The 26,500-nt window shown below is 56.6% G+C and carries 24 protein-coding genes and 1 other RNA gene; 11 read left to right on the top strand and 14 right to left on the bottom strand.

Going from position 1 to position 26,500, the window contains the following annotated elements:
* Positions 1-7: 7 nt before the first annotated feature.
* Both ACG74X_RS18435 and ACG74X_RS18430 read right to left on the bottom strand, forming a co-directional pair.
* The gene (locus ACG74X_RS18435) at positions 8-769 is read right to left on the bottom strand and encodes an ABC transporter permease (protein ID WP_411236669.1); all 762 of its coding nucleotides are present in this window, start codon (positions 767-769) and stop codon (positions 8-10) included.
* Positions 766-1,701, bottom strand: coding sequence for an ABC transporter ATP-binding protein (locus ACG74X_RS18430; protein WP_411236668.1), 936 nt, complete (start codon positions 1,699-1,701; stop codon positions 766-768). The genes ACG74X_RS18435 and ACG74X_RS18430 overlap by 4 nt, the downstream gene beginning before the upstream one ends.
* 144 nt (positions 1,702-1,845) lie before the next feature.
* Here ACG74X_RS18430 and ACG74X_RS18425 point away from each other — a divergent pair, with 144 nt between their 5' ends.
* A complete protein-coding gene (locus tag ACG74X_RS18425; protein ID WP_411236667.1) occupies positions 1,846-2,823 on the top strand; it encodes a DMT family transporter in 978 nt (325 codons plus the stop codon).
* A gap of 7 nt (positions 2,824-2,830) precedes the next feature.
* Here the strand turns inward: ACG74X_RS18425 and hemE are convergent, their stop codons facing one another.
* A complete protein-coding gene (hemE, locus tag ACG74X_RS18420; protein WP_411236666.1) occupies positions 2,831-3,865 on the bottom strand; it encodes a uroporphyrinogen decarboxylase in 1,035 nt (344 codons plus the stop codon).
* A 101-nt stretch (positions 3,866-3,966) separates the two neighbouring features.
* Here hemE and hemC point away from each other — a divergent pair, with 101 nt between their 5' ends.
* On the top strand, positions 3,967-4,923 hold the full coding sequence (hemC, locus tag ACG74X_RS18415; RefSeq protein WP_411236665.1) for a hydroxymethylbilane synthase: 957 nt from the start codon (positions 3,967-3,969) through the stop codon (positions 4,921-4,923).
* 93 nt (positions 4,924-5,016) lie between these two features.
* Here the strand turns inward: hemC and ACG74X_RS18410 are convergent, their stop codons facing one another.
* Complete coding sequence (locus tag ACG74X_RS18410; RefSeq protein WP_411236664.1) at positions 5,017-5,484, bottom strand: SRPBCC family protein; 468 nt, start codon at positions 5,482-5,484, stop codon at positions 5,017-5,019.
* A gap of 37 nt (positions 5,485-5,521) precedes the next feature.
* On the bottom strand, positions 5,522-6,490 hold the full coding sequence (nudC, locus tag ACG74X_RS18405) for an NAD(+) diphosphatase (RefSeq protein WP_411236662.1): 969 nt from the start codon (positions 6,488-6,490) through the stop codon (positions 5,522-5,524).
* Between the two features lie 118 nt (positions 6,491-6,608).
* Between nudC and ffs the strand changes: the two genes are divergently transcribed.
* Positions 6,609-6,707: signal recognition particle sRNA small type (gene ffs / locus ACG74X_RS18400), an RNA gene on the top strand.
* A gap of 103 nt (positions 6,708-6,810) precedes the next feature.
* Here the strand turns inward: ffs and ACG74X_RS18395 are convergent.
* From ACG74X_RS18395 to ACG74X_RS18385, 3 genes are all read right to left on the bottom strand, one after another.
* Positions 6,811-7,872: an ABC transporter ATP-binding protein gene (locus ACG74X_RS18395; protein ID WP_411236661.1), complete on the bottom strand. Its 1,062-nt coding sequence runs from the start codon at positions 7,870-7,872 to the stop codon at positions 6,811-6,813.
* Between the two features lie 22 nt (positions 7,873-7,894).
* Positions 7,895-10,057 (bottom strand): ABC transporter permease, encoded by a 2,163-nt coding sequence (locus ACG74X_RS18390; protein WP_411236660.1) that lies wholly within the window; start codon positions 10,055-10,057, stop codon positions 7,895-7,897.
* Positions 10,058-10,151: 94 nt separating this feature from the next.
* Complete coding sequence (locus ACG74X_RS18385; protein ID WP_411236658.1) at positions 10,152-11,171, bottom strand: ABC transporter substrate-binding protein; 1,020 nt, start codon at positions 11,169-11,171, stop codon at positions 10,152-10,154.
* A 238-nt stretch (positions 11,172-11,409) separates the two neighbouring features.
* On the opposite strand from ACG74X_RS18385, the gene ACG74X_RS18380 reads away from it, so the two are divergent.
* Together ACG74X_RS18380 and ACG74X_RS18375 are read left to right on the top strand one after the other, a co-directional pair.
* Positions 11,410-12,141 carry a response regulator gene (locus ACG74X_RS18380; protein WP_411236747.1) on the top strand — a complete coding sequence of 244 codons (732 nt, stop codon included), beginning with the start codon at positions 11,410-11,412 and terminating at the stop codon, positions 12,139-12,141.
* On the top strand, positions 12,141-14,624 hold the full coding sequence (locus ACG74X_RS18375) for an ATP-binding protein (RefSeq protein WP_411236657.1): 2,484 nt from the start codon (positions 12,141-12,143) through the stop codon (positions 14,622-14,624). The genes ACG74X_RS18380 and ACG74X_RS18375 overlap by 1 nt, the downstream gene beginning before the upstream one ends.
* Before the next feature lie 352 nt (positions 14,625-14,976).
* On the opposite strand, the gene ACG74X_RS18370 is transcribed toward ACG74X_RS18375, so the two are convergent.
* From ACG74X_RS18370 to thyX, 3 genes are all read right to left on the bottom strand, one after another.
* Positions 14,977-15,669, bottom strand: coding sequence for a protein phosphatase (locus ACG74X_RS18370; RefSeq protein WP_411236656.1), 693 nt, complete (start codon positions 15,667-15,669; stop codon positions 14,977-14,979).
* 485 nt (positions 15,670-16,154) lie between these two features.
* Positions 16,155-16,946 carry an inositol monophosphatase family protein gene (locus ACG74X_RS18365; protein WP_411236745.1) on the bottom strand — a complete coding sequence of 264 codons (792 nt, stop codon included), beginning with the start codon at positions 16,944-16,946 and terminating at the stop codon, positions 16,155-16,157.
* Between the two features lie 295 nt (positions 16,947-17,241).
* A complete protein-coding gene (thyX, locus tag ACG74X_RS18360; protein WP_411236655.1) occupies positions 17,242-18,147 on the bottom strand; it encodes an FAD-dependent thymidylate synthase in 906 nt (301 codons plus the stop codon).
* Between the two features lie 210 nt (positions 18,148-18,357).
* Between thyX and ACG74X_RS18355 the strand changes: the two genes are divergently transcribed.
* The 3 genes from ACG74X_RS18355 (at position 18,358) to ACG74X_RS18345 (ending at position 21,381) form a co-directional block, all read left to right on the top strand.
* Complete coding sequence (locus tag ACG74X_RS18355; protein WP_411236653.1) at positions 18,358-19,521, top strand: hypothetical protein; 1,164 nt, start codon at positions 18,358-18,360, stop codon at positions 19,519-19,521.
* A complete protein-coding gene (locus ACG74X_RS18350; RefSeq protein WP_411236651.1) occupies positions 19,518-20,882 on the top strand; it encodes a tetratricopeptide repeat protein in 1,365 nt (454 codons plus the stop codon). The genes ACG74X_RS18355 and ACG74X_RS18350 overlap by 4 nt, the downstream gene beginning before the upstream one ends.
* A 70-nt stretch (positions 20,883-20,952) precedes the next feature.
* On the top strand, positions 20,953-21,381 hold the full coding sequence (locus ACG74X_RS18345; RefSeq protein ID WP_411236650.1) for a VOC family protein: 429 nt from the start codon (positions 20,953-20,955) through the stop codon (positions 21,379-21,381).
* 100 nt (positions 21,382-21,481) lie between these two features.
* On the opposite strand, the gene ACG74X_RS18340 is transcribed toward ACG74X_RS18345, so the two are convergent.
* From ACG74X_RS18340 to ACG74X_RS18330, 3 genes are all read right to left on the bottom strand, one after another.
* Positions 21,482-21,979, bottom strand: a complete 498-nt coding sequence (locus ACG74X_RS18340) for a MarR family winged helix-turn-helix transcriptional regulator (protein ID WP_411236649.1) — start codon at positions 21,977-21,979, stop codon at positions 21,482-21,484.
* Positions 21,980-22,060: 81 nt separating this feature from the next.
* Positions 22,061-22,321 (bottom strand): succinate dehydrogenase assembly factor 2, encoded by a 261-nt coding sequence (locus tag ACG74X_RS18335; protein WP_411236648.1) that lies wholly within the window; start codon positions 22,319-22,321, stop codon positions 22,061-22,063.
* The gene (locus ACG74X_RS18330) at positions 22,318-22,710 is read right to left on the bottom strand and encodes a helix-turn-helix domain-containing protein (protein ID WP_411236647.1); all 393 of its coding nucleotides are present in this window, start codon (positions 22,708-22,710) and stop codon (positions 22,318-22,320) included. The genes ACG74X_RS18335 and ACG74X_RS18330 overlap by 4 nt, the downstream gene beginning before the upstream one ends.
* An 84-nt stretch (positions 22,711-22,794) precedes the next feature.
* Between ACG74X_RS18330 and ACG74X_RS18325 the strand changes: the two genes are divergently transcribed.
* The 3 genes from ACG74X_RS18325 to parE all read left to right on the top strand — a co-directional run bounded on the left by ACG74X_RS18325 (position 22,795) and on the right by parE (position 26,439).
* Positions 22,795-23,997 carry a pyridoxal phosphate-dependent aminotransferase gene (locus ACG74X_RS18325; protein ID WP_411236646.1) on the top strand — a complete coding sequence of 401 codons (1,203 nt, stop codon included), beginning with the start codon at positions 22,795-22,797 and terminating at the stop codon, positions 23,995-23,997.
* 3 nt (positions 23,998-24,000) lie between these two features.
* Positions 24,001-24,414 carry a hypothetical protein gene (locus ACG74X_RS18320; protein WP_411236645.1) on the top strand — a complete coding sequence of 138 codons (414 nt, stop codon included), beginning with the start codon at positions 24,001-24,003 and terminating at the stop codon, positions 24,412-24,414.
* 63 nt (positions 24,415-24,477) lie between these two features.
* Positions 24,478-26,439: a DNA topoisomerase IV subunit B gene (gene parE, locus ACG74X_RS18315; RefSeq protein ID WP_411236643.1), complete on the top strand. Its 1,962-nt coding sequence runs from the start codon at positions 24,478-24,480 to the stop codon at positions 26,437-26,439.
* Positions 26,440-26,500: the final 61 nt, after the last annotated feature.

The raw sequence follows: 26,500 nt of genomic DNA, 5'->3' as shown, positions 1-26,500 counted from the left end.
ACTGACATCACGTCCGTATCCGCCAACCCGTCTTGAAGATCCACCAGATGATCCCAAGGCAAAGCGCGGTAAATCCCGAAATTGCCAACAGGCTCAGCCCGATGGGCACATCGGCAAATCCGAAAAACGACCACCGGAACCCCGACACCAGATAGACCACCGGGTTCAGGAATGAAATCGTCTGCCAGACCGGCGGCAACATCGAAATCGAATAGAACGATCCGCCAAGAAAGACCAAGGGCGTGACCACGAGAAGCGGGATCAACTGCAACTGTTCGAAATTCCCCGCCCAGATGCCGATAATAAATCCAAAAAGCGCAAAGCTCAGGCAGGTCAGCACCAGAAACGCCAGCATCCCAACAGGGTGCTGGATCGACAGATCCACAAACAATGACGATGTCCCAAGGATGACCACCCCGATAAACAGCGCTTTTGTGGCCGCCGCCCCGACATACCCCAGAACGATCTCAAGAAAGTTGATCGGGGCCGACAACAATTCGTAAATCGTGCCAATGAATTTCGGGAAATAAATCCCGAAGGACGCGTTGGATATCGCCTGCGTCATCACCGACAGCATGATCAACCCCGGCACGATGAAGGCCCCATAGGACACGCCCTCGACCTGATCAATGCGCGATCCTATCGCCGCCCCGAACACCACGAAATAAAGCGATGTGGAAATCACCGGCGACACAAAGCTCTGCAAAAGCGTGCGGAAAAATCGCGACATCTCAAACAGGTATATCGCGCGGACAGCTTGCCAGTTCATGCTGCACTCTCCTGATCCGAAACCAGACCGACAAAGATATCCTCCAGCGAATTTTGCCGGGTCTGAAGGTCGCGCAACACCAAACCGGCATCGCTGACTTCTCGGATCAAAGAGGCAATCCCGGTGCGATCCTGTTTGGTGTCATAGGTATACACCAACACCTGCCCCCCCTCTTCAAGAACAAGCCCCCGATCCCGAAGCGCGTCCGGCAGGACGTCAATCGGCGTCTGCAGGTCGATCCGCAACTCTTTCTGTCCAAGCCGTGTCATGAGCGCCGCCTTTTCTTCGACCAGCAAGATCTCGCCCTTGTTGATCACGCCCACCCGATCAGCAATCGCCTCGGCTTCTTCGATATAGTGCGTGGTCAAAATGATCGTGACGCCATCCCGTTTCAGCTGGGCCACCGTGTCCCACATGTCGCGCCGCAATTCGACATCGACACCTGCGGTCGGTTCATCCAGAAACAGGACCCGGGGTTCATGGGCCAGCGCCTTTGCAATCAACACCCGTCGTTTCATCCCGCCTGACAGCTGCATGATGCGGCTGTCGCGTTTGTCCCAAAGCGACAACTGGCGCAGAACCTTTTCAATCAATGCGTCATCCCTGGCCTTGCCAAACAACCCGCGCGAAAATTTGACGGTGTTCATCACGCGCTCGAACGGTTCGAGATTGATTTCCTGCGGCACCAGACCAATCAAGGATCGCGCGCTGCGATACTCGGAAACAACATCATGCCCGCCCACGCGGATTGACCCCGAACTGGCACTGGTGATGCCACAGATGGTTGAAATCAGGGTTGTCTTACCCGCCCCGTTCGGCCCCAGCAAAGCCAGGATTTCACCATCCTCAATGGTCAACGACACGCCTTTCAACGCCTCGAATCCGCCCGCATATCGTTTGGTGACGTTTTCGATTTCGACCATTGCCGACATTGCAGATCCTTTCGACGCTTCGGTCGCGAAACCTACTCATTTGACAGGCACGCGCAACGGACAAACCTGTGCGCCAATGCACGGCAGCGTGTGAATGTCGCTTTTTGCGCTGACCTTCCAACCGGACCGGTGTAGCTGAAAGGTATGACAGACCTTCGAGAAAACCGCGCCGGGCTTGGGATTGCCCTGATTTGCATCGGCGTTTTTGCCATTTCGGTAAATGATCTGCTGATCAAAACCCTCGCTGACAGCTATCCGCTGCACCAGTTGGTTTTTATCCGAACAAGCATTGCCCTGTGCCTGTCGATTGTGATCCTGCAGGTCGAAGGTGGTGCGCGGCTGCTCAGAACGGATCGGCCTGTTTTGCATCTTATCCGCGGGTTGATGCTGGTTGGCGCAAATATGACGTTTTTTGCGTCTCTGGCCGTTCTGCCGCTGGGTGTGACAACCGCCTTGTTCTTTGTCTCGCCCCTGTTCATCACCCTGCTGTCTGTCGCGTTTCTGCGCGAAAAGGTCGGGCCCCTCAGAATCGGCGCGATTGTCGTCGGTTTTCTGGGCGTGGCGGTGATGCAGGAACCCTGGGCCAGTAACGGCAATGACATCGGGTGGCTGTTCCTGCTGCCGATGACAGCAGCCGCCCTTTATTCCGCCATGGTGGTGATGACCCGCGCGCTTGGCGTGTCAAGTTCGGCTGCGGCCATGACGATCTACAACCAGCTGACATTTTTGGGGGTGTCGGCCCTGTTCTTTATCCTTGCCGGACAAGGTCAGTTCGATCCCGGCCCGGACCGTATCAGCCTGCATTTCCTGTTCCGCGCCTGGGAATGGCCGCAAAGCACGGATTGGAGCGTTCTGTTCGGTGTCGGCATCGCAAACGGCATCACCGCCTATTGCATCAACGCCGCCTATAAAATGGCCCCATCGGCAACGATTGCGCCGTTTGAATATATCGGCCTGCCGCTGGCAATTTTCTGGGGGTATCTGGTGTTCGCAGAATGGCCGACGCCCGCCGTCTGGGCGGGCTGTGCGATGATCCTTGGTGCGGGGCTGTTTGTGTTTCTGCGCGAACGCCAGAAAAACAAACCGAACCCCGGCAAGCGGTATTTGTCAAACAAACGGTGACGCAGCCTTAAATGCCGCGCACCGTGTCGATCATCAACTGCACGTTTTCAGGATCGGCATCCGGCGTGATCCCGTGGCCAAGGTTGAAAATATGCGGCCCATTCCTGAGCGCATCCACAACCTTGCGGGTTTCATCCACCAACGCCTGACCACCGGTCACCATATGCGATGATTTCAGATTGCCTTGCACACATCCCGCCGGCTGCACATGTGTTGCAATCCACTCTGGCGTCACACTGTCGTCGAGCGCCACACAATCGGCACCGGTTGCTGCATGAAAGCCGATATAATTGTCCCCCGCCTGACGCGGGAACGCGATCACCGGGATACCCGGATGGCGGCGTTTTATCTCTTGGGTGATGATCCTGGCAGGCTCCAAAGCGTATTTCTTGAAGTCCTCCCCCTTGAGAGACCCCGCCCAGCTGTCGAAAATCTTGACCACCTCGGCCCCCGCGTCGATCTGCGCTGACAGATAATCAATCGTGCTTTCGGTCAGCCGGTCCATTATCGCCTCGAACACAGCGCGATTTTCGTTTTTCAACGCATGCGCCGGGCCCTGATCCGGCGTGCCCCGCCCGGCAATCATATAGGTCGCCACGGTCCAGGGCGCACCGGCAAAGCCGATCAACGTGGTCTCTTCCGGCAACTCGCGCCGCAAGATGCGCACGGTCTCGTAGATCGGGTTCAGCGTGTCGTGAATCATCTCGCCAGACCCCAGCTTGTCAAATTCGGCCTGGGTGGTGATCGTCGACAAACGCGGGCCTTCGCCGGTCACAAACCACAAATCCGCGCCCAGCGCCTGTGGCAACAACAAAATGTCGGCGAACAGGATCGCGGCATCAAACCCATAGCGCCGGATTGGCTGTAGCGTCACTTCGGCGGCCAACTTGGAGTTATAGCACAGCGACAGGAAATCCCCGGCTTCGGCCCGTGTCGCGCGGTATTCGGGCAGATATCGACCGGCTTGTCGCATCATCCAGATCGGAGGTGTCGGAAGGGTCTCACCTGCCAATGCGCGCAGGATTGTTTTTGTCTCGGCCATGGTCGTTCCTTCGGTTCGTCAACCTCGGATCACCCCTTGGCGGCAATATGTCAAGCCAAGCATGGTTGTCAGGACAAGTTTACACATCTAAAGATCACTTTATGACGATTGACCTGCCCACCCCCGACCAGCCCCTGAACATAGGCACGCGTGGCTCGCCGCTTGCTTTGGCCCAGGCATATGAAACCCGCGACCGGCTTGCCGCCGCATTTGATCTGCCTTTTGAAGCGTTTACCATCGTTCCGATCAAAACAACCGGCGATGACCGCGCCTTGATCGACGCGGATCGCCCGCTGAAAGAGATCGGCAACAAGGGCCTGTTTACCAAGGAAATCGAAGAGGCCATGATAGACGGCCGCATCGACATCGCCGTCCACTCGATGAAAGACATGCCGGTCGAACAACCCGAGGGTCTGGTGCTTGAAACCTACCTGCCGCGCGAAGACGTGCGCGATGCGTTCATCTCGCCCAGCGTGACCCGCATTGCAGACCTGCCCGAAGGCGCGGTTGTCGGCACGTCCTCCTTGCGGCGCAAGGCACAGCTGATGAACCGCCGCCCCGATCTGAACGTGGTCGAATTCCGGGGCAACCTGCAAACCCGCCTCAAAAAGCTGCATGACGGCGTCGCCTCCTGCACATTTCTGGCCATGGCGGGGCTCAATCGGCTCAAGATGGACGAGGTGCCGAAAACCCCGATTGAAACCACCGACATGCTGCCTGCCGTATCGCAAGGGGCCATCGGTATCGAATGCCGTGCAAGTGACGCCCGCGCGACGGACATGCTGGCGGCGATCCATGACATCGAAACCGGTCAACGGCTGGCTGCCGAACGCGCCTTCCTGGCAACGTTGGACGGGTCCTGCGAAACCCCGATTGCCGGACTGGCAGAATTGCATGGCGACACGCTGCGTCTGCGCGGCGAAGTGTTGCGCCCGGACGGCTCGACCTCGCATTCAGATGAAATCAGCGGGCCAATTTCGGAGGGCGCAAAACTGGGCGAAACCCTGGCGCGTACATTGCTCGATCGGGCCGGTCCAGGGTTTTTCGACTGGCACTAGCAACCATCCCTCTCTGTTTCAAAAATATCTCGGGGTGAGGCCGCAGGCCGAGGGGCAGAGCCCCTCTTCCGGCACCGCCTAACCTGCGCAGGTTCACGCAGATGTTGCCTGCTTGCTTTCAATCTCGCGCGCAAAACTCGACATGCGTTTTTTGAATTTTTTGTTGATCCGGGACCGGGCCAACTTGAAGGATTGCACCAAAAGACGCGCCGACAGGGTCTGGGGCGTCATCTTGAACACAACATTCACCCGGGTCCGGCGCGGCGACAGGGGAACCAGCTCAATCTGAGTATCGGTTTCAAGCCCCCCGGTTGATCCCGAAAACCGAAGAAACTGAGGAGCCTCATACCGGCTCAGCGTCACTTTGACGGTGCGGTCCTTGCCGCGAAACCGAAAACCGGCATCCCACCCTTCCCCGATTTCTGGCACCGCGCCGCGAAACCTGCGACGGACATCAATCCCACGCCGCAACGCTTGGCGTTCCAAGGCATCAAACGCCGTCAATTCTGCAAATACGTGCTCAATCGAAGCTGCAACATCCTCGGTCGCTGTCACTTGCATGGTGCCGCCCTTTTCGTCAGTTGCGCCTAGACTTGCGTCAATCAAGCGTGTCGGCAAGCCAATTGCGCAGTAAAAAATGCGCAATCGCGCCTTTGCGGGCGGGCAACAGCCCATCGCGCCGCCCGGCCAGAGCGTCCATCACATCCTCCCGGCTGACCCACAGTGCGTCTTCTATCTCGGCCGGATCAATCGTGATTTCATCGGTTAACGCAATGCCATGACATCCGAACATCAAGGATGCCGGAAACGGCCAGGGCTGGCTCGACAAATAGCGCACGTCGCCAATTCGTACGCCCGCTTCCTCCAAAACCTCACGCCGGACCGCCGCTTCAATCGTCTCGCCCGGCTCAACAAAGCCGGCAAGACAGGAATACATCCCATCGGGCCACCCCGGAGACCGCCCCAACAGAACCTTGTTTCCACGCGTGATCAGCATGATCACAACAGGATCGGTGCGCGGAAAATGGTGTCCGCCGCATGTCTGACAAACCCGTTGCCAACCCGCCTGTGTTACGTCGCTTTGAGCGCCGCAGCGCGCGCAAAAGCCGTGCGTTTTATGCCACCCCAGAATGGCCTTTGCGGTCGCCGCCAATTCCGCATCGCGTGGGGTCAGCGTGGTCATGACAGTCCGCAATTCCGCGAATCGGTAATCGCCTGAAAGTGAGGGATGGCGCTGTTCGCTTGTGTCGACAAAGGCACCAACATCGGTGATGTCGTCTTGCGGAACCCATCCTGAAATATCATGCGCGAACCGCACGGCCCCATCTTCGCGCCCCAAAAGGACCGGGGGCGCATCGGCCTCTTTCAGAACCGGATGGTCCATTGGCAGCCGCGCCAATTGCCGCTCTGCGCCGTCACCCGTCAACAACGCCTTGCCCTGCCAAAGCAAAACCGTGCGGGTGTGCGCATCGGCCATTGCGGCGGCCAATGCCGGGATGTCCCCGCGCAGCTCTGCCGCGCGATCCAGACCTGATCCCCCAAATGTCACCCGCTCTGCGTTTTGCATAAATCCCCCTTCGCGTTTTGCCCGCGATGCCATGACAGTCCGAAAAGGGCAATGCAAAGGCGGCCTCCACCCCCGCGCTGGACTTGCAATTCCCGATTCTTGCGCTTATCTCAGCCCCTGAGAGGTTGGCGCGGGCGAGCGCCTCGCCAACCCGGTCAGGTCCGGAAGGAAGCAGCCGTAACGAGCCCCGCTTGGGTCGTTGTCCAGCCTCTCACCTTATCCCCGCTCCCCCTCATTGGGTGCAACCGGCACCAGTACCACGCACGGTCCAGCAACCCGTTTCATCAGCAGGTCAAAGGCCTGTTATGGATGATCGGGCGCTACGCCGGAACAAGGCGCGCTTGGGTCTCGTCGATCACAACACTGACGGCATCGCCTTTGGCAAAAGATCTGGCCTGCACCGGTGCGACAATGAATAAAGACCCGATGGGCGTTTCAACCGAATACTGAATTTCCTTCCCCAGATAGGCGGCATAGGTGACTTCCCCGGTCACACCTGCCGCGTCTGGAGGTCCGAGATGCAAGGCATGCGGGCGCAGCACAATCTGCGCCGGGCCTGTGGTCACATCATTGGCGGGCACGCAGTAACGAACATCATTGAGTGCCACTGTCGCAGTGCCCGCCTGCACGGTTTCAACGGTGCAGGACGCAAGATTGGCATCACCTATGAAATCAGCCAGAAACGCCGATGCTGGCGCTTCATAAAGGTCTGCTGGTGTGCCTTTTTGGGCAATCTCGGCATTGTTCATGACAATGATGTCGTCAGACACCGCCATGGCCTCTTCCTGATCATGTGTCACATAAACGGCCGTCAAACCAAGGCGTTGCTGGATCTGCCGGATTTCTTCGCGCACATGACGGCGCAGCTTGGCGTCAAGATTGGACAGCGGTTCATCAAGCAACAGGACCTCTGGCTCCAGCACAATGGCGCGGGCCACGGCGACCCGTTGCTGTTGACCGCCCGACAGCTCACTTGGCAGGCGATCTCCGTACCCGGCAAGCCCAACCAGTTCGAGCCCCTGCTCGGCCTTTTGCGCTGCCTCTTTTTTTGGCAGGGATTTGACGGTCAGCCCGTAGGCCACGTTTTCCCGCACAGTCATATGTGGAAACAACGCGTAAGACTGAAAAACCATCGAAACTTTGCGGTATGTCGCAGTCAGATGTGTGACGTCCTCGCCGCCAATGCGGATGGTTCCCTGCGTGGCCATCTCCAGCCCCGCGATCAGGCGCAATGTCGTTGTCTTGCCGCAGCCAGATGGCCCCAAAAGGGTCACAAGCTTGCCCGGTTCAATGTTCAGATCAAGACCCTTCAGGGCCGTTACGTCTCCGTATGTCTTGACAACGCCGTCAAAGCGCACGGAGCCAGGTGTGAGTGGTGTCATGTCATATCCTCAAACGATGGGGTCATGCAGCCTGTTGAACGCGGTCGGTTCGACGCAAACGGCGCGCCCCGACAGCCAGTTGCAACAGCAGGATCGCAGCCAGCATGGTGATGATCAGAACCGCAGAATAGGCAATGGCGATGCCGAACTCGCCATTTTCAACGCGCCCCACGATAAACGAAGTGGCCATGTTGTGTTTGGCGCTGACCAGAAAGATCACCGCACTGACAGACGTGATCGCCCGCACAAAACTGTAGGTGAGCGCGGCAAGAATGGCCGGTCCCATCAATGGCAAGATCACTCTGCGCACCGTGGTAAAGCTGTTGGCCCCAAGGGTGATTGACGCCTCATCCAGGCTTTTGTCCAATTGGCTCATGGCTGCGATCCCGCCGCGGACACCGACCGGCATATTGCGAAAGACAAAGACGATGATCAGGATGATCGAGGTTCCCGTCAGCTCGATCGGGGGAAAGTTGAACGCCATGATATAGCTCACCCCGATAACCGTGCCGGGGATTGCAAAACTGAGCATGGTGGAAAATTCAAACGCATTCTTGCCGACGAATTTTTGGCGCACCAGAAGGTAGGCGGTGGCCAGACCGACAAGCGCCGTCAGCGGCGCGGCGATCGACGATATGGTCAGCGTGGTGAAGTAACTGTCCCAGGCGACGCCGGTAAAGCGGCCGGTGGAAAAGTCGATACCAAAGGCTCTTGTGTAGTGGGCCAACGTAAAGCTGTGGTCATAGCCCCAAAGCTTTACAAAACTGCCGAAGATAATCATGGAATAGACCACCGCCGTCAGAAATGCCCAGGGCAATGCAATCGCATAGCACAGCCCGCGCAATACCGGGTTCAGGCTGGCATTCTGACCGCTGTCTGCCTTGCCTGTGATGGTTGCGTAAGACTTTTTCCCAAGCCAGAACCGCTGCGCCAGAAACGCGGTCAGCGTCAGCGACAACAGCGCGATCGCCAGTATCGCGGCTTTTGCGGGGTCCGCGACAGCGCCGACAATGGCAAAATAAATCTCGGTCGACAGAACGGAATAGCCACTGCCCAAAACCAGAGGGTTGCCGAAATCCGCGAGGCTTTCAATGAAACCCAGCAAAAACGCATTGGCCAAACCCGGTCGCATCAAGGGCAAAGACACGTTGCGGAATGTCTGCCAGCGGTTGGCATCCAGCGTCTGCGATGCCTCCTCCATAGAGGGGCTGACGCCCTGCACCACGCCGATGAGCACCAGAAAGGCAATTGGCGCAAACGACAACAGCTGTGCAAAATAAATCCCCCAGAACCCGTAAAGCCACCGCGTCGCCTCCCAGCCCATCAAGTCGGCGACGTATTCCGTGACAGTGCCGGCGCGCCCGAAAAGCAGGATCAGGGCCAGACCGATCACAAAGGGCGGCGTGATGATGGGGATGACCGTCAACACCCGCAGCAGTTTCTTGGCGCGGAAATTCGTGCGGGTGAAAATAAGCGCAAATGCCAAACCAAGGATGGTTGTGCCCAGACCGGTCATGACTGCCAGAAACAGCGAATTGATCGCCACACCGCAGGCGCGATCCCCAAAGATGCAGGCCAGCCCCCATAAATCACTGCTCAGGAAACGCGGGAAGAATTCGGTCAGGGAATAACCGCCCTCGACCTCGAAGGCGCGCACAAGAATGTGCATAACGGGGAAAAAGACAAAAACCGCTACCAAGGCGACGATGAGCCCGATCATCGACACAACAAACGCATCGCCCTGGCCTTTGCCTGATTGGGACATGGAAATTGTCGCCACAAACAGCAGGGCCATCGCACATACAGCGGCACCTGCGCCCATTCCCGGCTGTCCGGCGGCCACCGCCTCACTGGTCAGAACCGCCTCAAACAGACGGGGACCGCTGCGCACAATAAGCAAACCCTGCAGTGCCAACCATCCAAGCCCTGCCATTGACACGATCAAAGTCCGTCTGGCGCGGCGCACCGGGTTGTCCACCCCTGCTTGCACACCCGCCGAGACCAGAAAGGCCACCCCGACCGGCGCGAGCCACCACTGCCCCGCGATCGTGGAAAACAAACCTGTCGAAGCTGAACCATCGGTCATCCAGCCAAAATCGAACAGTCCGTCTTCTGTCATATGCCACGGCACGGCAACAAAGCTGACAAGTCCGATGATCAGCCAGAGGTAGATCGGGTTTTTCATGAAACATCTCCCACGACTGGAGGGATGCCCCACAGACATGCGAGGCACCGTCATTGCTCAGATCGCTGATGCGATTAGTCTGACAAAAGGAGCATCAATCAGAGTTTTGATCGCCCACTTCAGCGTCCCACCGGGCCAGCAGACGTTCGCGTGTCTCGGAAGATCCGTAAGTTGCAAAGTCGTAATCGATCAACTTGATCGACGCGAGGTCCGGGGAGTCCGGGGCGACTTGCGCATTGGAGTTGGATGGCACCTGAAACGCCCCGACTTCCGGTGCGCGTGATTGGACCTCTGCATTCAGCGCGAATTCGACCCAGGCTTTGGCGGCGTCGAAATTGCGGGCCCCTTCGATGATCGACACAGCCCCAACCTCGTAGCCGGTGCCTTCGCACGGCGCGACAATGGTCAGCGGGAACCCTTGTGCCGCGAGTTTCACCATGTCGTGCATAAAGCCGATGGACACACCCGTTTCACCCCGTGCCGCTGCCTTGGACGGGGCCGAACCGGATTTGGTATAGGAATTGACGTTCTCGCCGATCGCATCCAGCCGTTTCATAGCCTCATCTTCGCCGAACAGCTGCACGAAAGTCGCAAGCGCCGTGTAGGCGGTTCCAGAGCTGTTGGGATTTGCCACCTGAATTTCACCCGCAAACCGCGGATCTTCGAGATCGACCCAGCATTGTGGCGGCGCAATATCCTTGTCAGCAAGAATTTCGGAATTGTAAGCGATACCCAAAGCCCCGGCATAAATACCAATGGCGCGACTGTCGGATATTTCGGCCATGTTCTGCGCCCAGCCAAGCAATTCGCCGGTATCCACGCCGGACGGTTGTGTCAGACCTTCTTCAGCCGCAATCAGATGTGGATCACCGGTTCCGCCCCACCAGACGTCAATCTTGGGATTGCCTGCCTCTGCGCGGATCTGTGCAAGGGTTTCGCCTGTGGATTTGCGCACCATCAACACGTCGGTATCGGGATTCTGCTCTTCGAAGGCGGCGGCCATCAAATCGCACCAATCTTGTTCCGCGCCGCACACAACGCTGAGTTCATCGGCAAATGTACCCCCTGCCGATGCCATCATGACGGCCGCCGAAATCAAACCAAGTCTTTTCATGTGATCCTCCCATTCGATCAATGTGCTGCCTGCCCTCCTCTGAGGCTGTGGCACGTCATCAGTGTAGGAATGGGACACGCCCCGCGATATGCCACGCACATTAACAATGCTGCAGATCCGCAGGGCAATGATTTACAAAGTTACAGTGTCAGCTTTGATTTGTAACAATTGAAATAATTCAGATTGCGACGGATGCGCGGCTTTGATGCTAGTCTGACCCCGCAAGAAAAGGAGGAACATCTTGTCAAGGCCGGTCATAGGCATTGTTGATGACGAAGCAAGCATGCGCGATGCACTTGTCGCGCTGTTGACCGACAATCAGTTTGACGCCGTGCCCATGGCGAGCATCGCCGAGTTTCAGGATGCACAGGCCCATACCAGCTTTGATCTTGTGCTTATTGATCTACAGCTGCGTGACGAAAGCGGGCTGGAATTGGCGATGAGTATCCGGCGCGCGTTGGATATCCCCATTGTCATGCTGACCGGACGCGGCGACGAAACCGACAAAATTGTCGGGCTGGAGGTCGGCGCGGATGACTATGTGCTCAAGCCGTTCAATCCGCGTGAGTTGATCGCCCGGATCAGGGCCGTCTTGCGCCGATACGGGCAGCCGATGCGCCCTGTTCTGGATGCGGATGCTGACAGCCGCCGGGTCTCGTTCGGGCGGTTTGTTGTGGATCAGAAACAACGGGCTCTTTTGGGTGCTGATGATCAGGAAATTCCGCTGACCAATGCCGAATACCGCCTTTTGGATTATTTCCTCAGCCGTCCCAACGTGATCATCACACGGGTGGATTTGCTGGCAGAACTGGGCGGCGACCTGACCAAATATGTGGATCGCACAGTCGACGTTCTGATATTGCGATTGCGGCGCAAGATCGAAGAGAACCCGTCAAAGCCGGTGCATCTTCAGACCAGACGCGGTCAGGGGTATATATTTGTGGCACATGATCTGAAACGGTCGGCTTGATGCAAGTGCTGCCGCGCTCTGTCCGGGGACGCCTGTGGTTGGCGCTGGCGGTCTTGTCTCTCGCTGTTTCGGCCATCAGCGCCCTGACATGGACAACGTTGCAAAAGGTAGATGCACGTTTGCAGGACTTGCATCGTCAATCATTAAGCCAGGTCGCGCAGGCGATTGATCTGTCCAAGCGAACCTCCGATCTCGCGTCCTCGGCACCTTACCTGTTGAACCAACGGTCCAATGTGCTGATTGAACAAGAGGGTCAGCAACTGGTCGCCATTTTGCAACGCGTACGTGATGAATGGCCATTCTCAGAGATTTCCGACAGCAAACGAAACCAGATTTTCCCGATCACACAAGAATTGGAAACCGGGATCACTGATCTTGTCTCGGCATCGAAATCGCTCGACGACATCCAGGCGACGATCCGACAAAGGACTGCAGAACTCAGCTCTTTACGAGAGCGCGCCACAGCAGCAATCGAAAACCCGTCAAGTGATGACGCTGACCGTCTGATCTGGTGGACGCTGAAGACTATGACCTCCGACGCGCTGAATGGTGCCTATGCAGAAAATCTGATCGGCGTGGGCGAAGAACAACGTCATTATCAGCGGCAAAGGCTTATTGTCTCACAAGCGGAGCTGAGCGAGGCGCAGTCGCAATTTTTGGCGGTTCTGGCGCGTCAGGTCTTGGGATCGGATGGTATTTTCGAATTACGCCGGATCGAACTCGGCACTGTGCTCGATGCGCAAAACGCCTTGTTCCGCATCCGCCACGACGCAAACCGCATCAACGAGCTGGCAACAGAGTTTGCCTCTGACGCCGAAGTTTTTCTATCGGCAGAGCGCGACGCATCATCTTCAACAATTCAGCTGACGCGCCTGTCGGTTGCAACAATCAGCCTGACCGCATTGGCCTGCGCCTTGGCGGCCGCGTTGTTTGTGTCGCGCTATGTGGCCTTCAACATCAGCCGCGTGTCCGAAGCCATGGTGCGGCTTGCCAACGGCGATCGCAGTAGCGCCCTGCCGCGCCGTTTGGGGGGCAATGATGAAATTGGCGATCTGTTCCGATCGTTCCGCAGCTTTCGCGCCAACGCGCTCAGACTGGACCGTTCGCATCGCCAGTTAAACCAGCGCAACGCCCTATTTGAAAAAGTCTTTGCCAATATTTCCGAAGGCATTGCCATCACCGATGCCACAGGACGATTGACCGCAGCAAATCCTGCCATTGCGGATATGCTTGATATCAATGTCGATACGCTGAATTCCACGCGACTGATTGATTGCTTTCGTTCAGGCTCGTTTGGTGCATCAACACGCGATGCCAGGCTGGACAGCACACATCGCGGCCTGAAGGAGCTTGTGTCAGAAGACGGTCAGATACTGGAAGTGCGCGCCAGCACTTTGCCGGATGACGGACGTGTCTGGCTTGTCGCCGATGTCACGGAACGGCGCAATATCGCCGCCCGTCTGGAACAAATTGACAAGATCGAAACATTGGGAAAATTGGCCGGGGATACCGCCCACGATTTCGGAAACATCCTTTCCACGATCCGAACCCATGCGTACCTGCTCAAAGACACCTCTCCCGCCTCTGACCATATCAACGCGATTGAGAACGCGGTTGAATATGGCAGCTCCCTGACAGAACGGCTGCTGGCATTCGCACGCAAGCAACCGCTTCTGCCCGAAGTGCTTGACGTGAATGCGCTTGTTGCAGGCATGATTGAATTGCTTGAGATCGGGTTGAAGGACAATGTGGCGCTTCGCGTGTTCTATCACGATGCTCCGCTCAAAGTGCTGGCCGATCCCGGCCAACTTGAATCCGCCATTCTCAATCTTGTTCTGAATGCGAACAATGCGATTGACGATCAAGGCACCATTGAAATCAGACTGTCCTGTGTCGATGGCGTTCACGCCGAAATCGCGATCATCGACGATGGTGCGGGCATGCCTGCACAGATCCGGCAAAAGGCCATCGAGCCGTTCTTCACCACACGCTTGGCGCAGGGCGGAACGGGTCTTGGCTTGTCGATCGTTTATGGTTTTTTCACGCAGACAGGCGGCAGCCTGCATATCGAAAGCAGCCGCGGTCACGGAACCACGGTCCGGGGTATTCTGCCGGTGCACAGCTCACAGGTGACTGTCCTTTCAAGCCAAGATCGACGCGCGCTTGTGGTGGACGACAATCCTGCCGACCGATTGGCAACCCAGTCTGTCCTAGGCGCGCTTGGGTATGACACCACGTGCTGCGCGTCTTTTGAGGCCGGTATGTCAGCCTATGACGCAGACACGTTCAAGCTTGTCGTCAGCGATTTCGATCTGGGTACAGGGCCAACAGGCATTGATCTTTTGAACATCGTCACAACCAAAGAACCGGGCACCCGATGTTTTCTTGTCAGTGGCAAAGCACTGGCTAACGCCCAATTGCCGCCGGGTGTGACTTTTCTGGAAAAGCCCCTGTCGCAGAACACGCTTGCCTCATTTCTTTAGGAAATTTCGGGCGTGTGAGGCCCTATGAGTGATTGTTCCCTTTCTGGAAACAATTCTTCATCATGGCAGATCAATCCGTGCCTCTTGGGCGGCAGAACACCATGACGCAAGATGAAACTTATTCCCCACGCGCGTCTTGTTTAACGTCAAACTGCCTGGATACTTGGATGAAACACAACGTCAGCCCTGCATGTCATTCGACTGTTACAGCAGCAGTCCAAAGTCAGAACGGCGCTCAACAGTCGGTGATGTCACCAAAAGTCTCACGTCTCCATCCGCTCGTTTGCTGTTCCTGTCGATTGCTGAGTTGGGCTTTTGACACCGACTGGGTCATCAGCAGCCCAGCGCAAAATTACTTTGCGGCATTATCTTCATGCCGCACAAAAACCGCAGGCGCGCGCCGTGCGTTCCGCGCCCACGCCATCTGTGCCGGCGTCTCAACCGCACATGGCCGCACCGCCCGCAATCTCTCCAATGCCTCGTCCGCGGCTTCACCCACCTCGATCATCAGCCGCAGCGCAACCATCCCAGACCGGCCACAGCCGCCACGACAATGAAGCAAAACGCGCCCACCGCCCAACAACGCCCGGCGTGCAGTATTGCTGACAGCAGGCCAATTTTCCATGAAGTCGTCATCCGGCACATCGAAATCCGCGATTGGTAAATGCTCCCATCGGGTGCCGGCATCGCCCAGATCACGCCACAACCCCGCAGCACCAGCAGCCACCAATTCGACCTCGGTCACCAGCGACACCACAATCGCAGGTTTCCACTCCGCCAGATGCCGCACATCGCCCGCATAATCGCCATTTACACCGGGAAGTGACGAAATCCCAAGAATCCCCTGATCCACTGACAGCGCATAGACGATCATGTCAGAACCTTTGCGCCGCAAATCTATCGAGGCGGCTCCGATCTCTGGACTGATCCCCCGTCGCACATCGGCGTGAGTGGTGGTCTGATAGCCCATGTCCAAAGCTCCGCATTTGCGGCCAGTGACCGGCCCATTTTCGCGGATGATCATCGTCACGTCTGCACACGACATTCAGTGCCGTAAAGAATTCTTGAGCAAGAGAACTCGCCCGATCCGCCTCGCTGTAAACAGCACCCGTCGCACCTTTGGGATTTGCATAAGGCACCGCCGCTTCATCGTTTGACCGCCATAAGATCAGCGGAGTATAGGATGATTCCGGTTGATTTTGGATGACCGCGCTCCGAACCATTTCGGGGCTCTCAAAGGCCCACGATATAAGCGCAGCCGAACGCGCCTTTTCACCGCTCGCATGTCGTAACCCGCCTGTGGTTCTGCGCTTTCTTTGCCAATGCGGCATGACACAGTCACCGACAGAATACGCCATCGAAAAGCCGATTATTCGCCCGAACCCACCACTCTCGACCTTGCGGTCGAAGGCGTGACGCCGTCTGTGGTTTATGATGCGACTGCCACGAACATCTTTGAAATGCATGCCCATCCCCTCACCGCAAAGTCAGGGTATGATACACATCACACCTACCGGAAACAGCCCCGGGTTAATCAGTGGTGCGGATCACTTTGGCAAGCGCAGAGAACAGCTGGTTATTGGCGCACAATATCGTACCGTCTTCCAACGGTTTCTGGCCGTCGCGCACGCCTTCTGCCAAAGCACCTGCCTCAGACGCAATCAGCGTTCCCGCCGCCAATTCCAAAAGGCTTGCTTCGCGCCGCCAAAATCCGTCCAGACGACCGGCCGCGACATAGGCAAGATCCAGCGAAGTTGCCCCTGATGCCCGCAGCCCCGCACATTCCGGCAGTACGCGCGCCATGTCTTTCAAACTGGCAGGCAATGTGCGTTTCACACCATGGGGTACCGCATGGCCCAGGATCGCATTAACCAACCGATCCCGGCTAGAGACACGAACACGTTTGTTATCGTTCAACCAGGCACCCTGACCTTTCTCGGCATAGAACATTTCGTCTTTGGCCGTATCAAACACAACCGCAGACACGATCTGCCCCTTATGTTCCAATGCGATGGTCACCGCAAAGTGAGGTTGGCCATGCAAATAGTTTTCCGCGCCGTCCATTGGATTGACGATCCACCTGCGCGTGGGATCTTCACCGTCGGTTTCCCCATTCGTTTCCAGATAGCCATATGTCCCACGCGCTGATGCGAGGTCTTCGCGCAAAATCTCGGCTGCAGCACTCTGCGCGCGTGCGACAAACTTTTCGGCATTCGCCGCCGACGTCTGCAGATTCTCGACCTCGCGAAAGTCCTTGTTCAACGACCGTCCCGCCTTTCGAGCGGCTTTGATCATGATATTAAGATTGGCGCTGCCCTGCATCATGGGCCTCCGGCTGTTCGGGGATAGACCGGGCGTATAAGCGGGACATGCACCAATGCCAAGGGGCGCTTTGGATCACGTTGTTTCACTGCCTCGGGATGTTTGCATCAGCCTCCTTCTTTGTCTTGCGTCACTGGCCCTTTGTGCCACGCATTTATGAAAAAAGGATTAGTGGCTGCCGAGCATCGACACTTTCCGGTGCGTGGACACCCTTCAAGGCCAAGCTCTGCTTGAATGCCAATTGGCCAGGCATTTTGGGATCACACTTGCATGCAGGTCGCAAAACCTGCGCCCACTATTTTATCACCTCTTCAAATTCCCGCCATTCCCCTTTGGACATGCCTGACGTCTCTTGTGTGACCTCTTCGCCTTTTAGCATCCTGCGCACACACTCCAACGCAGTGCCAGACAGAGTGGCACCTCCCATCCGGTAATCCTCAAACGCGCGATAGGCGAACGGAACCCAATCGGCGACAACTTTGCAAATCTCTTCGGCGTAAACCCTTATTTCATACTGCGCGTGCGAATCTGCCCTGAGTCGAAGAAAACGGAGCAGGTTGTGCAGATCGACCTTCCAGTACCATTGCGTGTAGATATTCGCGGGCAGGTTCATACGCGCCAGTTCGCGAGCCAGCCCTTGTTGGCCATCCTGGCCAATCATTTCTTCGTAATGATCATAGCAACGCATCGAATCCTCGCGCAAAAGGCGCAGAACGCGTTCCGCCTCCTCACCTTCCAGGGCGGCCCCCCGACCCTGATTATTGACCACGGATTGCGCATTAAGATGTTCTGGTGCCGGAATATAGAATTCGCGATCAAGGATCGAATACCTGGCGGAATATTCATTGACGTTTGCCGTCCGGTGCCGAATCCACTGCCGTGCCACAAACACCGGCAATTTGACGTGCAGCTTGATTTCACACATTTCGAATGGTGTCGAATGCCAGTGGCGCATCAAATACCGGATCAGCCCTTCATCATTCTGCACCGATTTCGTGCCCTTGCCATACGACACACGGGCCGCCTGACAAATCGCCGAATCGTCACCCATATAATCGACGACGCGGATAAACCCGTGGTCCAGAACCGGATAGGCCGTGTAAAGATGGCTCTCCATGCCATCGCTGACTGCACGCAGCGTCTGCTGAGGTGTCGCGCGCTGCGCTTCGATTTCGGCCTGTTGTTCCGGCGACAGAGGCATCGCAGATCCTTTCCACTACACTGAGTCGGTTTCGACAACATCTCGTAGCATATCATCTAGGAACCACTAAGGCGGCATAATGTATCTGCGCCGCACTGATCCGATTTTTCGACTCTGCCCGGTCAGTTGGCGTTGACTTTCACGTGGGCCTGCCAGATTTTCGAAGCGAGGTCGCGAAAAAGACCATTTTAGCTTGAGGCAGTACCTTCAATGATGCGCATTTTTTTCATAATCCTGTGTCTGGGTTTTGTCGCGGCCTGCGAAAGCGGCGGCGGGGACGTTCTGGTTACGCCTGAAGAAACCGAACCCGACACCGGCGGTGGTGGCGACGATGAAACACCGATCGACAGTGATGGCCGGACCCCTGAATTGCCGCCGGGGACAACGAACCCAACGCCCGACACAAGCATCGTGCGACGTGAACCTCTTGATGATGAAACCGGCGGTGGGTTTGCTCGCAATATCGAATACCGGAATGACCAGGGTCAGGACGAATTCGTCGTCGACAACATCGCCTTTGATGGTGACAACGTGTATACTCGCGGTGATCCGGTCACCGGTATTGCTCAGCTGGGCTCATTTGCCGTTTATGAGGGCAAAGAGGAAACAAGCGATCCCGTAACTGGTGCGTCCCTCAACACCTTTACCTATCGCGCTGTTTATGGGCGCAGTGTTACCGGGCAAACCGAGTTCGCTATCGTTCGCTCTGGATCTTACATCGACTACGGCTTCGGTGGATTCGTGTACCAGCGCAATGGTTTTGACAATGACGGCAACGTCGTGCAGCTCGTTCTTCCGAATGAAGGCGACGCGAGCTATCGCGGCGATTATGCCGGCATTCGCGTCTTCAGCGGCCGTGGTGGGCTTGAGTTTGTGCAAGGCGACGCCGAACTCCGGATCGACTTCAAAGATTTCAACAACGGCCAACGCGGTGTTGCGTTGTTTGTCGACAATCGCCGTCTGTTCGACAGCCAAGGCAACGACATCACACAAGAATATCTGACCGCGCTGAGCACTGCAGGTGCTGAGGGCGGTGGGTTGTTTGGCGACCTGAACATTGACGAAGAAGGCGGATCAGGCGCGTCAGTCATCGTGGAAACCGACGAGGACGGAAACCCTGTTTTGCCCCGCATCCGCCCGGTTATTTCTCCTGATGACGCAGACGCTAATGGTGAAATAACAGGTGAGCTTCGCGAGCTTGCGGATTTTGACAATGGCAGCACACAAGCAACTGGTGAAGGTACGTACTACGCCATTATATCCGGCGAAGATGCGGGTGAAGTGGTTGGCGTGCTCGTTTTGGAAGGTAGCGATCCGCGGGTGAGCGGCACCAACTTCCAGGAAACAGGTGGCTTTGTCGTCTATCGTCAATGATCAGACTGCGACGCATAATCGCGGCGTCGGTTGTTGCGGCCATTGGGGCCGCGACGGCTGTAGCTGCACAGGTCACATTGACGCCAGCCCAGATGCGAGAGCTTGCTGGACAGGCCGTTTCGCAAGGACAGGCCAGTCTGGCGTATGATTTGTCGACAGCCTTGATCGGTCGGAATAATGAGGACCTTAATGCGCATCTGATCAAATCTCGCGCAGCCCGGGATCTGGGCCGTAATGCAGAGGCGCTGCATCACGCGCGCAAGGCTTGGGCGCTGGCACAGGAAACAGAGGCAAAATACGCGGCCGCAATGGCAAATGCGCAGGCCCTATCGTCATCTGGCCGCAGAACCGCAGCACAGCTTTGGCTGCGCCGTGCTGTCCAACTGGCTCCCAATGATCAGCTCAAGCTGCGGGCAACAGAAGATTACCGATATGTGCGTCGCCAAAACCCATGGTCGACCGCTTTGCGTTTCTCTGTTTCGCCCAACTCCAACATCAATAACGGAAGCCGGAACGAAACCTCTGAACTGTTCGATTTGCCGTTCGAGTTTGAGCTTGAAGGACAAGCCCGCGCATTATCCGGGGTGGAAGTGTCTGCTGGTGCAAATATCCGGTATCGTCTTGTCGATACGGATCGCAAGCGCACCGATTTGCAGTTTGGCCTGAACCATCGCACATATGTGCTATCCAGCGAAGCGAAAGACATCGCACCTGATGCGGAAGGTTCCGATTTTGCGATTACATCGACATTTATTGGGCTTCGTGAAACATACCGACTGCCTGCTCCGAATGCCCAGCTTGGTTGGAACATGCGTCTTGGTGCCAGTTGGTACGGTGGCGAAGAATTGTTGCGATATGCGCGGCTTGGGACGAATTACAACCAGATTATAGGCGATCGTGGATTGGCCTCTGTGTCACTCACGCGCGAGATTCAAGTCGGGCAAAACGGGCGTGATGATGCCGCGATCTGGACCGGCCGCCTGGGCTATGGGTTTTCACTGGACAGCGGCAATCGGATTGGCCTGTCCGCGACGTTCGGCAAAGCAACCAGCGACACTGATTACCTTGATTACACGCAGCGCGAAATTGCGGTCCAATACAGCTTGGCCAAACCAGTCGGTTCAATGCTGATGCAGTTCGGTCTGGCGCTGGGCGAAAAGACCCATGACAGATCTTCGCTGTCCTCCGACGGACGCGAAGAAACCACGGTCAAAGCGACCATCACCGCAGCCTTGCCCGATCTGGATTTTTACGGTTTCATGCCAACGATTACGTTTCGTGCAGAACGTACCGACGCAAATATCGACATTTACGAGACCGAAAATTACGGTGTGCAACTGGGCATCCGATCTGCCTTTTAAGGGTCCGATTCACACTCGACATCGCGGCGAATTCCCCTAGCCTCTTGCGCATCCAAACCAAGAGGACACTATGCCCCTTCGCTATCTACACACGATGGTGCGCGTCAAAGATCTGGACGCGTCGATGGAATTTTACAAGCTGCTGGGCCTGAAAGAGACCCGGCGAACCGACAATGAAAAGGGTCGGTTCACTTTGATTTTTATGGCTCCTGAGGGCCAAGAAGAATACCCCGTCGAACTGACCTATAACTGGGATGGGGATGAGGGATTGCCATCAGATAGCCGTCATTTTGGGCATCTCGCCTATCGCGTCGACAATATTTACGAGACCTGTCAGCACCTGATGGACAATGACGTCACGATCAATCGCCCGCCTCGGGATGGGTACATGGCCTTTATCAGATCTCCTGACAATATCTCGATTGAACTGCTGCAGGCCGGTGATCCCCTACCCCCGCAAGAGCCTTGGGCAAGTATGGAAAACACGGGCCACTGGTAACCTGACGCGGGCTGGCTGTGATAGCCAGATCACAGTGTTTTGGGCGCGTTCAACATCCGTTGCACTTGCCCAAAACACACAAGGACGGCCCAAGATAATCCTAGTAAATATACCGGATCTGATCGGTCCAATACCGCTCCATTCGACGCAAAGTATCGCTCATCTCGCCCAGAGTATCGTGGTCAATCACTTTTTTATCCAATAGCCCATCAGCGTGACGCCCGAACAAAGCCGAGATCAAATCCCGGATCTCGCGTCCACGCACCGTTAGCTTAACCCGAACGGAGCGACGATCAATTTCGCAGCGTTGATGGTGCATATAGCCCATTTCAACAAGTTTCTTTAGATTATAACTGACATTGCTGCCCTGGTAATAACCACGCGTTTTCAATTCACCCGCGGTCACTTCGTTATCGCCGATATTGAACAGCAACAGCGCCTGAACGGCGTTGATTTCAATCACCCCAACGCGTTCAAATTCATCTTTGATAACATCAAGAAGCAGCCGGTGAAGCCGTTCCACCAGCGCAAGTGCTTCAAGATAGCCATCCAAAACGCCACTGGACCGGTTCTGCTCAACAGATGTGTGTATGCTCATTATTGTCTCCGCCTTATCTGTTGCGACGGAGCATTCAGCAAAATCCCGAATAATCGGTTAAGTCGTCAAAACTCTTTTATATCAGCCCCGAAACGCAACATCCGAGATATCTGCAATCATGTCGCGCAGCGCATCGGGGGGCGGTTTCTGGCCGCTGACCCACTGGTACAAATCCTGGTCATTTTCGGACAAAAGCGCATCGTAGCGATCAAGTTGCTGATCTTCAAACGTGCCCAGCCGCAGCGCAGCATAGCGGGACAGAATGATATCCATTTCCTTGATGCCCCGGCGCATCGACCGCATGGTCAACCGCTTGAGCCGGTGTTCGCGCGGCTCGCTCATGTCTGGGTGCCCAGAATCCGGCGCAGGCGTTTTTCCAGCCGCGCCAGTTGTTCCGCTTTGGAATGAAGCTCTGCTTTCATCTCGCGCACCTCAAGGATGATGTCACTGATATCGCTGGGCAAAGTGTCGTTATCCGGCGTCTCTACGCCTTCGCCTTCACCATTGATCAACCACATTATCGAGACGTTCAAAAGCCCCGCCAGAATGGCAAGCCGGTTCGCACGCGGTTCGGACAGGTCGTCTTCCCAGTTGCGCATGGTCGATTTCTTGACACCCAGACGTTTGGCAAGCGCTTCCTGGCTCATGCCTGTCGCCTCGCGGGCAGCGGTCAGACGGTCCCCGAAGGTGGCAATCTCGGGGGCGTACCAGTCGTGGTCGCTCTCGGTCATCAGTTCTCCTTTCACGATCGTTGCTTGATCGTTTTTCAGGCGCACCCTAAGACAGTCTGGATACAATCACAAACAGAGGCCCTCATGCCCTTTCTGTCGGACGCCCTTGCCCGTGTCAGCCCCTCTCCCACCATCGCCGTGACCCAAAAAGCCACCGAGCTTAAGGCCGCAGGCAAAGATGTGATCGGTCTTGGCGCGGGGGAGCCGGATTTTGATACGCCCGACAATATCAAGGCCGCCGCGATTGCCGCGATCAACGCGGGAAAAACGAAATATACACCTGTTGATGGTATCCCCGAGGTCAAGCTGGCGATTTGCGACAAGTTCAAGCGCGAAAACGGGCTGGAGTATGAACCCTCGCATGTCACTGTTTCCACGGGTGGCAAGCAGGTCTTGTTCAACGCGCTGATGGCCACGTTAAACCCGCAGGATGAGGTGATCATCCCGGCCCCCTATTGGGTCAGTTATCCGGACATGGTTAAACTTGCCGGCGGCACACCAGCCGTGGTCAAAACGACATTTGAAAACGGGTTTCGCCTGACACCCGACGCGCTGGAGGCGGCCATCACCCCCAGAACCAAGTGGTTCATCTTTAATTCGCCGTCCAACCCGACGGGCGCGGGATACAGCCATGACCAATTGAAAGCGTTGACAGACGTGCTGCTGCGTCATCCGCATGTATGGGTCATGACCGACGACATGTACGAACATCTTGCCTTTGACGGGTTCGAATTCTGCACACCCGCACAGGTCGAACCAGAATTGTATGACCGAACCCTGACTGTGAACGGCGTGTCCAAAGCCTTTGCCATGACCGGTTGGCGGATCGGTTACGCGGCGGGTCCGGAAATGCTGATCAACGCCATGCGCAAGGTTCAGTCGCAATCTACCTCGAACCCCTGTTCGATCAGTCAATGGGCCACGGTCGAGGCCTTGAACGGCCCGCAGGATTATCTGGCGAAGCGCTGCGAGGCCTTTCGCACACGGCGCGATCTTGTGGTCACGGGCCTGAATGCGGCAGAGGGCATCACCTGTGCCGTGCCGGACGGCGCGTTTTACGTCTATCCCTCGATCAAAGGCTGCATTGGCAAAACAAGCGCGGGCGGAGCATTGATCGACACCGACGAAGCCTTTGCCACAGCGCTTTTGGACGAGCATGGCGTTGCCGTGGTGTTTGGGGCCGCTTTCGGGCTAAGCCCCTATTTCCGGGTCAGCTATGCAACATCGGACGCGGTGCTGGAAGACGCCTGTACCCGCATCCAGACCTTCTGTGCGGGGCTGACCTGACGCATGGGAACGGAACTGCCAGACTATTACTTCCGGGTGCGGGAAAACGGCGCGGTGGTGTTTCGCGTCGATACCGAAAACCGCCAGCGGCGAATCGAAATGGACCAGATCGCTGTGGTGAACATCCGCAATGGCGAGATCAAACCACACGGGGATCGCACACTCAGCGACGAAGACGTGGCGGTGATCCGCGATTGGATGGTCGACCGCCAGGAGGTGCTCGCAGAGCGGGACATCGACGATATCCTGCGCAGCGTGGATCATCTGAACCTGACCACGCAATGGGCGCAATCGCGCGCCACCGACGACCAGCTGGAATCCGTCACCGACGCGTTGTTGCTTGCCATGCACGATCTGCGCAGCGTGCTGGTGCGACGCAAAGCCGACCGGCTGTTGAAAGACACCAAAAGCGGCTAGTGCTTCCCCCGCAACGCGCCCTCTGTCATACTGTCGAAAACCAACAAAGACAGAGCAGCTGCCATGGCCGAAGACCTTCTTGCAGGGACCCAGACATCATCGAAAGACTACGATGCCGCCTCTATTGAGGTGTTGGAGGACATGGAACATGTCCGCCTGCGTCCCGGCATGTATATCGGCGGCAAGGACGACCGCGCCTTGCACCATATGGTGGCCGAGATCGTCGACAACTCGATGGACGAGGCGGTTGCTGGACATGCCACATGGATCGAAATCGAACTGCATGACGGGGGCCATGTTTCGGTACGGGATAACGGGCGCGGCATCCCCACCGATCCACATCCGAAAGACCCGTCAAAATCCGCTCTTGAGATCATTTTCTGCACTCTGAATGCCGGCGGTAAATTCTCCGGCGACAGTTACGAAACCTCCGGCGGTCTGCATGGTGTCGGCTCTTCGGTGGTGAATGCCTTGTCCGATCACCTGCGGGTCGAGGTCGCCCGTAACAAGGAACTATTCGCGATGGAATTCGCGCGCGGCGTTCCGCAGGGCAAGCTGGAAAAGATCGGCAGCGCACCGAATCGGCGTGGCACCTCTGTGACCTTTCATCCCGACCCCGAGATTTTTGGCGCGCTGCAGCTGAAACCAGCACGCTTGTTCAAGATGGCGCGCTCCAAAGCCTATTTGTTTTCAGGCGTCGAAATTCGCTGGAAATGCGGCATTGACGATGGCGAAACTCCGGCAGAGGCCAAGTTCCACTTTCCCGGCGGGCTTGCCGATTACCTCAGCGAAACACTGTCAGGTGCCACCACCTATGCCGACCAGCCGTTCACCGGTTCGGTCCGGTTTGAAAAGTTCAACGCACCGGGCAAGGTTGAATGGGCGATCAACTGGACCCCGTCGCGTGATGGCTTCATCCAGTCCTATTGCAATACGGTCCCCACACCCGAAGGCGGCACCCACGAAGCCGGCTTTTGGGCCGCGATCCTGAAGGGAATCAAGGCCTATGGTGAATTGGTGAACAACAAGAAAGCCACCACCATCACGCGCGAGGATTTGACCACAGGCGCAGGCGCATTGGTCAGCTGTTTCATCCGGGAACCAGAATTCGTGGGCCAGACCAAGGATCGCCTTGCCACCGTGGAGGCGCAGCGCATGGTCGAAAACTCTGTCCGGGACCATTTTGACAACTGGTTGGCGGCGGATACCAAATCGGCGGGTGCGATCCTCGACTTTCTGGTTTTGCGCGCCGAGGAACGGTTGCGCCGTCGGCAAGAGAAAGAGACCGCGCGCAAGACCGCGACGAAAAAGCTGCGCCTGCCGGGCAAGCTTGTCGATTGTTCCGCCACCGCGCGGGACGGGACAGAGCTTTTCATCGTCGAGGGCGATAGCGCTGGTGGGTCTGCCAAAATGGCGCGGAACCGCAAGACACAGGCGCTGCTGCCGCTGCGAGGCAAGATTTTGAACGTGCTTGGTGCGGCCTCCTCTAAACTTGGGTCGAACAATGAGATCAATGACCTCACTCAGGCGCTGGGTGTCGGGCTGGGCACAAAGTTCAATGTGGACGATCTTCGTTACGATAAGATTATCATCATGACGGATGCCGACGTGGACGGCGCACATATTGCGGCGCTTTTGATGACATTTTTCTTTACTCAAATGCGCCCGATGATCGACGCAGGGCATTTGTATCTGGCCTGCCCGCCGCTGTACCGGCTCACGCAGGGGGCCAAGCGGCTTTATGTGGCGGACGATGTTGAGAAAGACGAGATGATGGAAAAGGGCCTTGGCGGCAAAGGCAAGATCGACGTCCAGCGCTTTAAGGGTCTGGGCGAGATGGACGCGAAGGACCTGAAAGAAACCACGATGGACCCGGCGTCCCGCAAACTGATCCGCGTGACCATCGACGAGGACGAACCGGGCGAAACCGGAGATCTGGTGGAACGGTTGATGGGCAAGAAACCCGAGCTGCGGTTCCAGTATATTCAGGAGAACGCGCGGTTTGTTGAGGAGTTGGATGTTTGATGTTATCGACGTGTACCAATTATTTGGAACGGCTATGAAGAAACATCGCAAACCCGCATAG

It is taken from the genome of Marivita sp. S0852, assembly GCF_046591575.1.
Taxonomy (GTDB): Bacteria; Pseudomonadota; Alphaproteobacteria; order Rhodobacterales; family Rhodobacteraceae; genus Marivita.
Note: the sequence above shows the minus strand (reverse complement) of the source record. Positions and strands in the feature narration are given on the sequence as shown.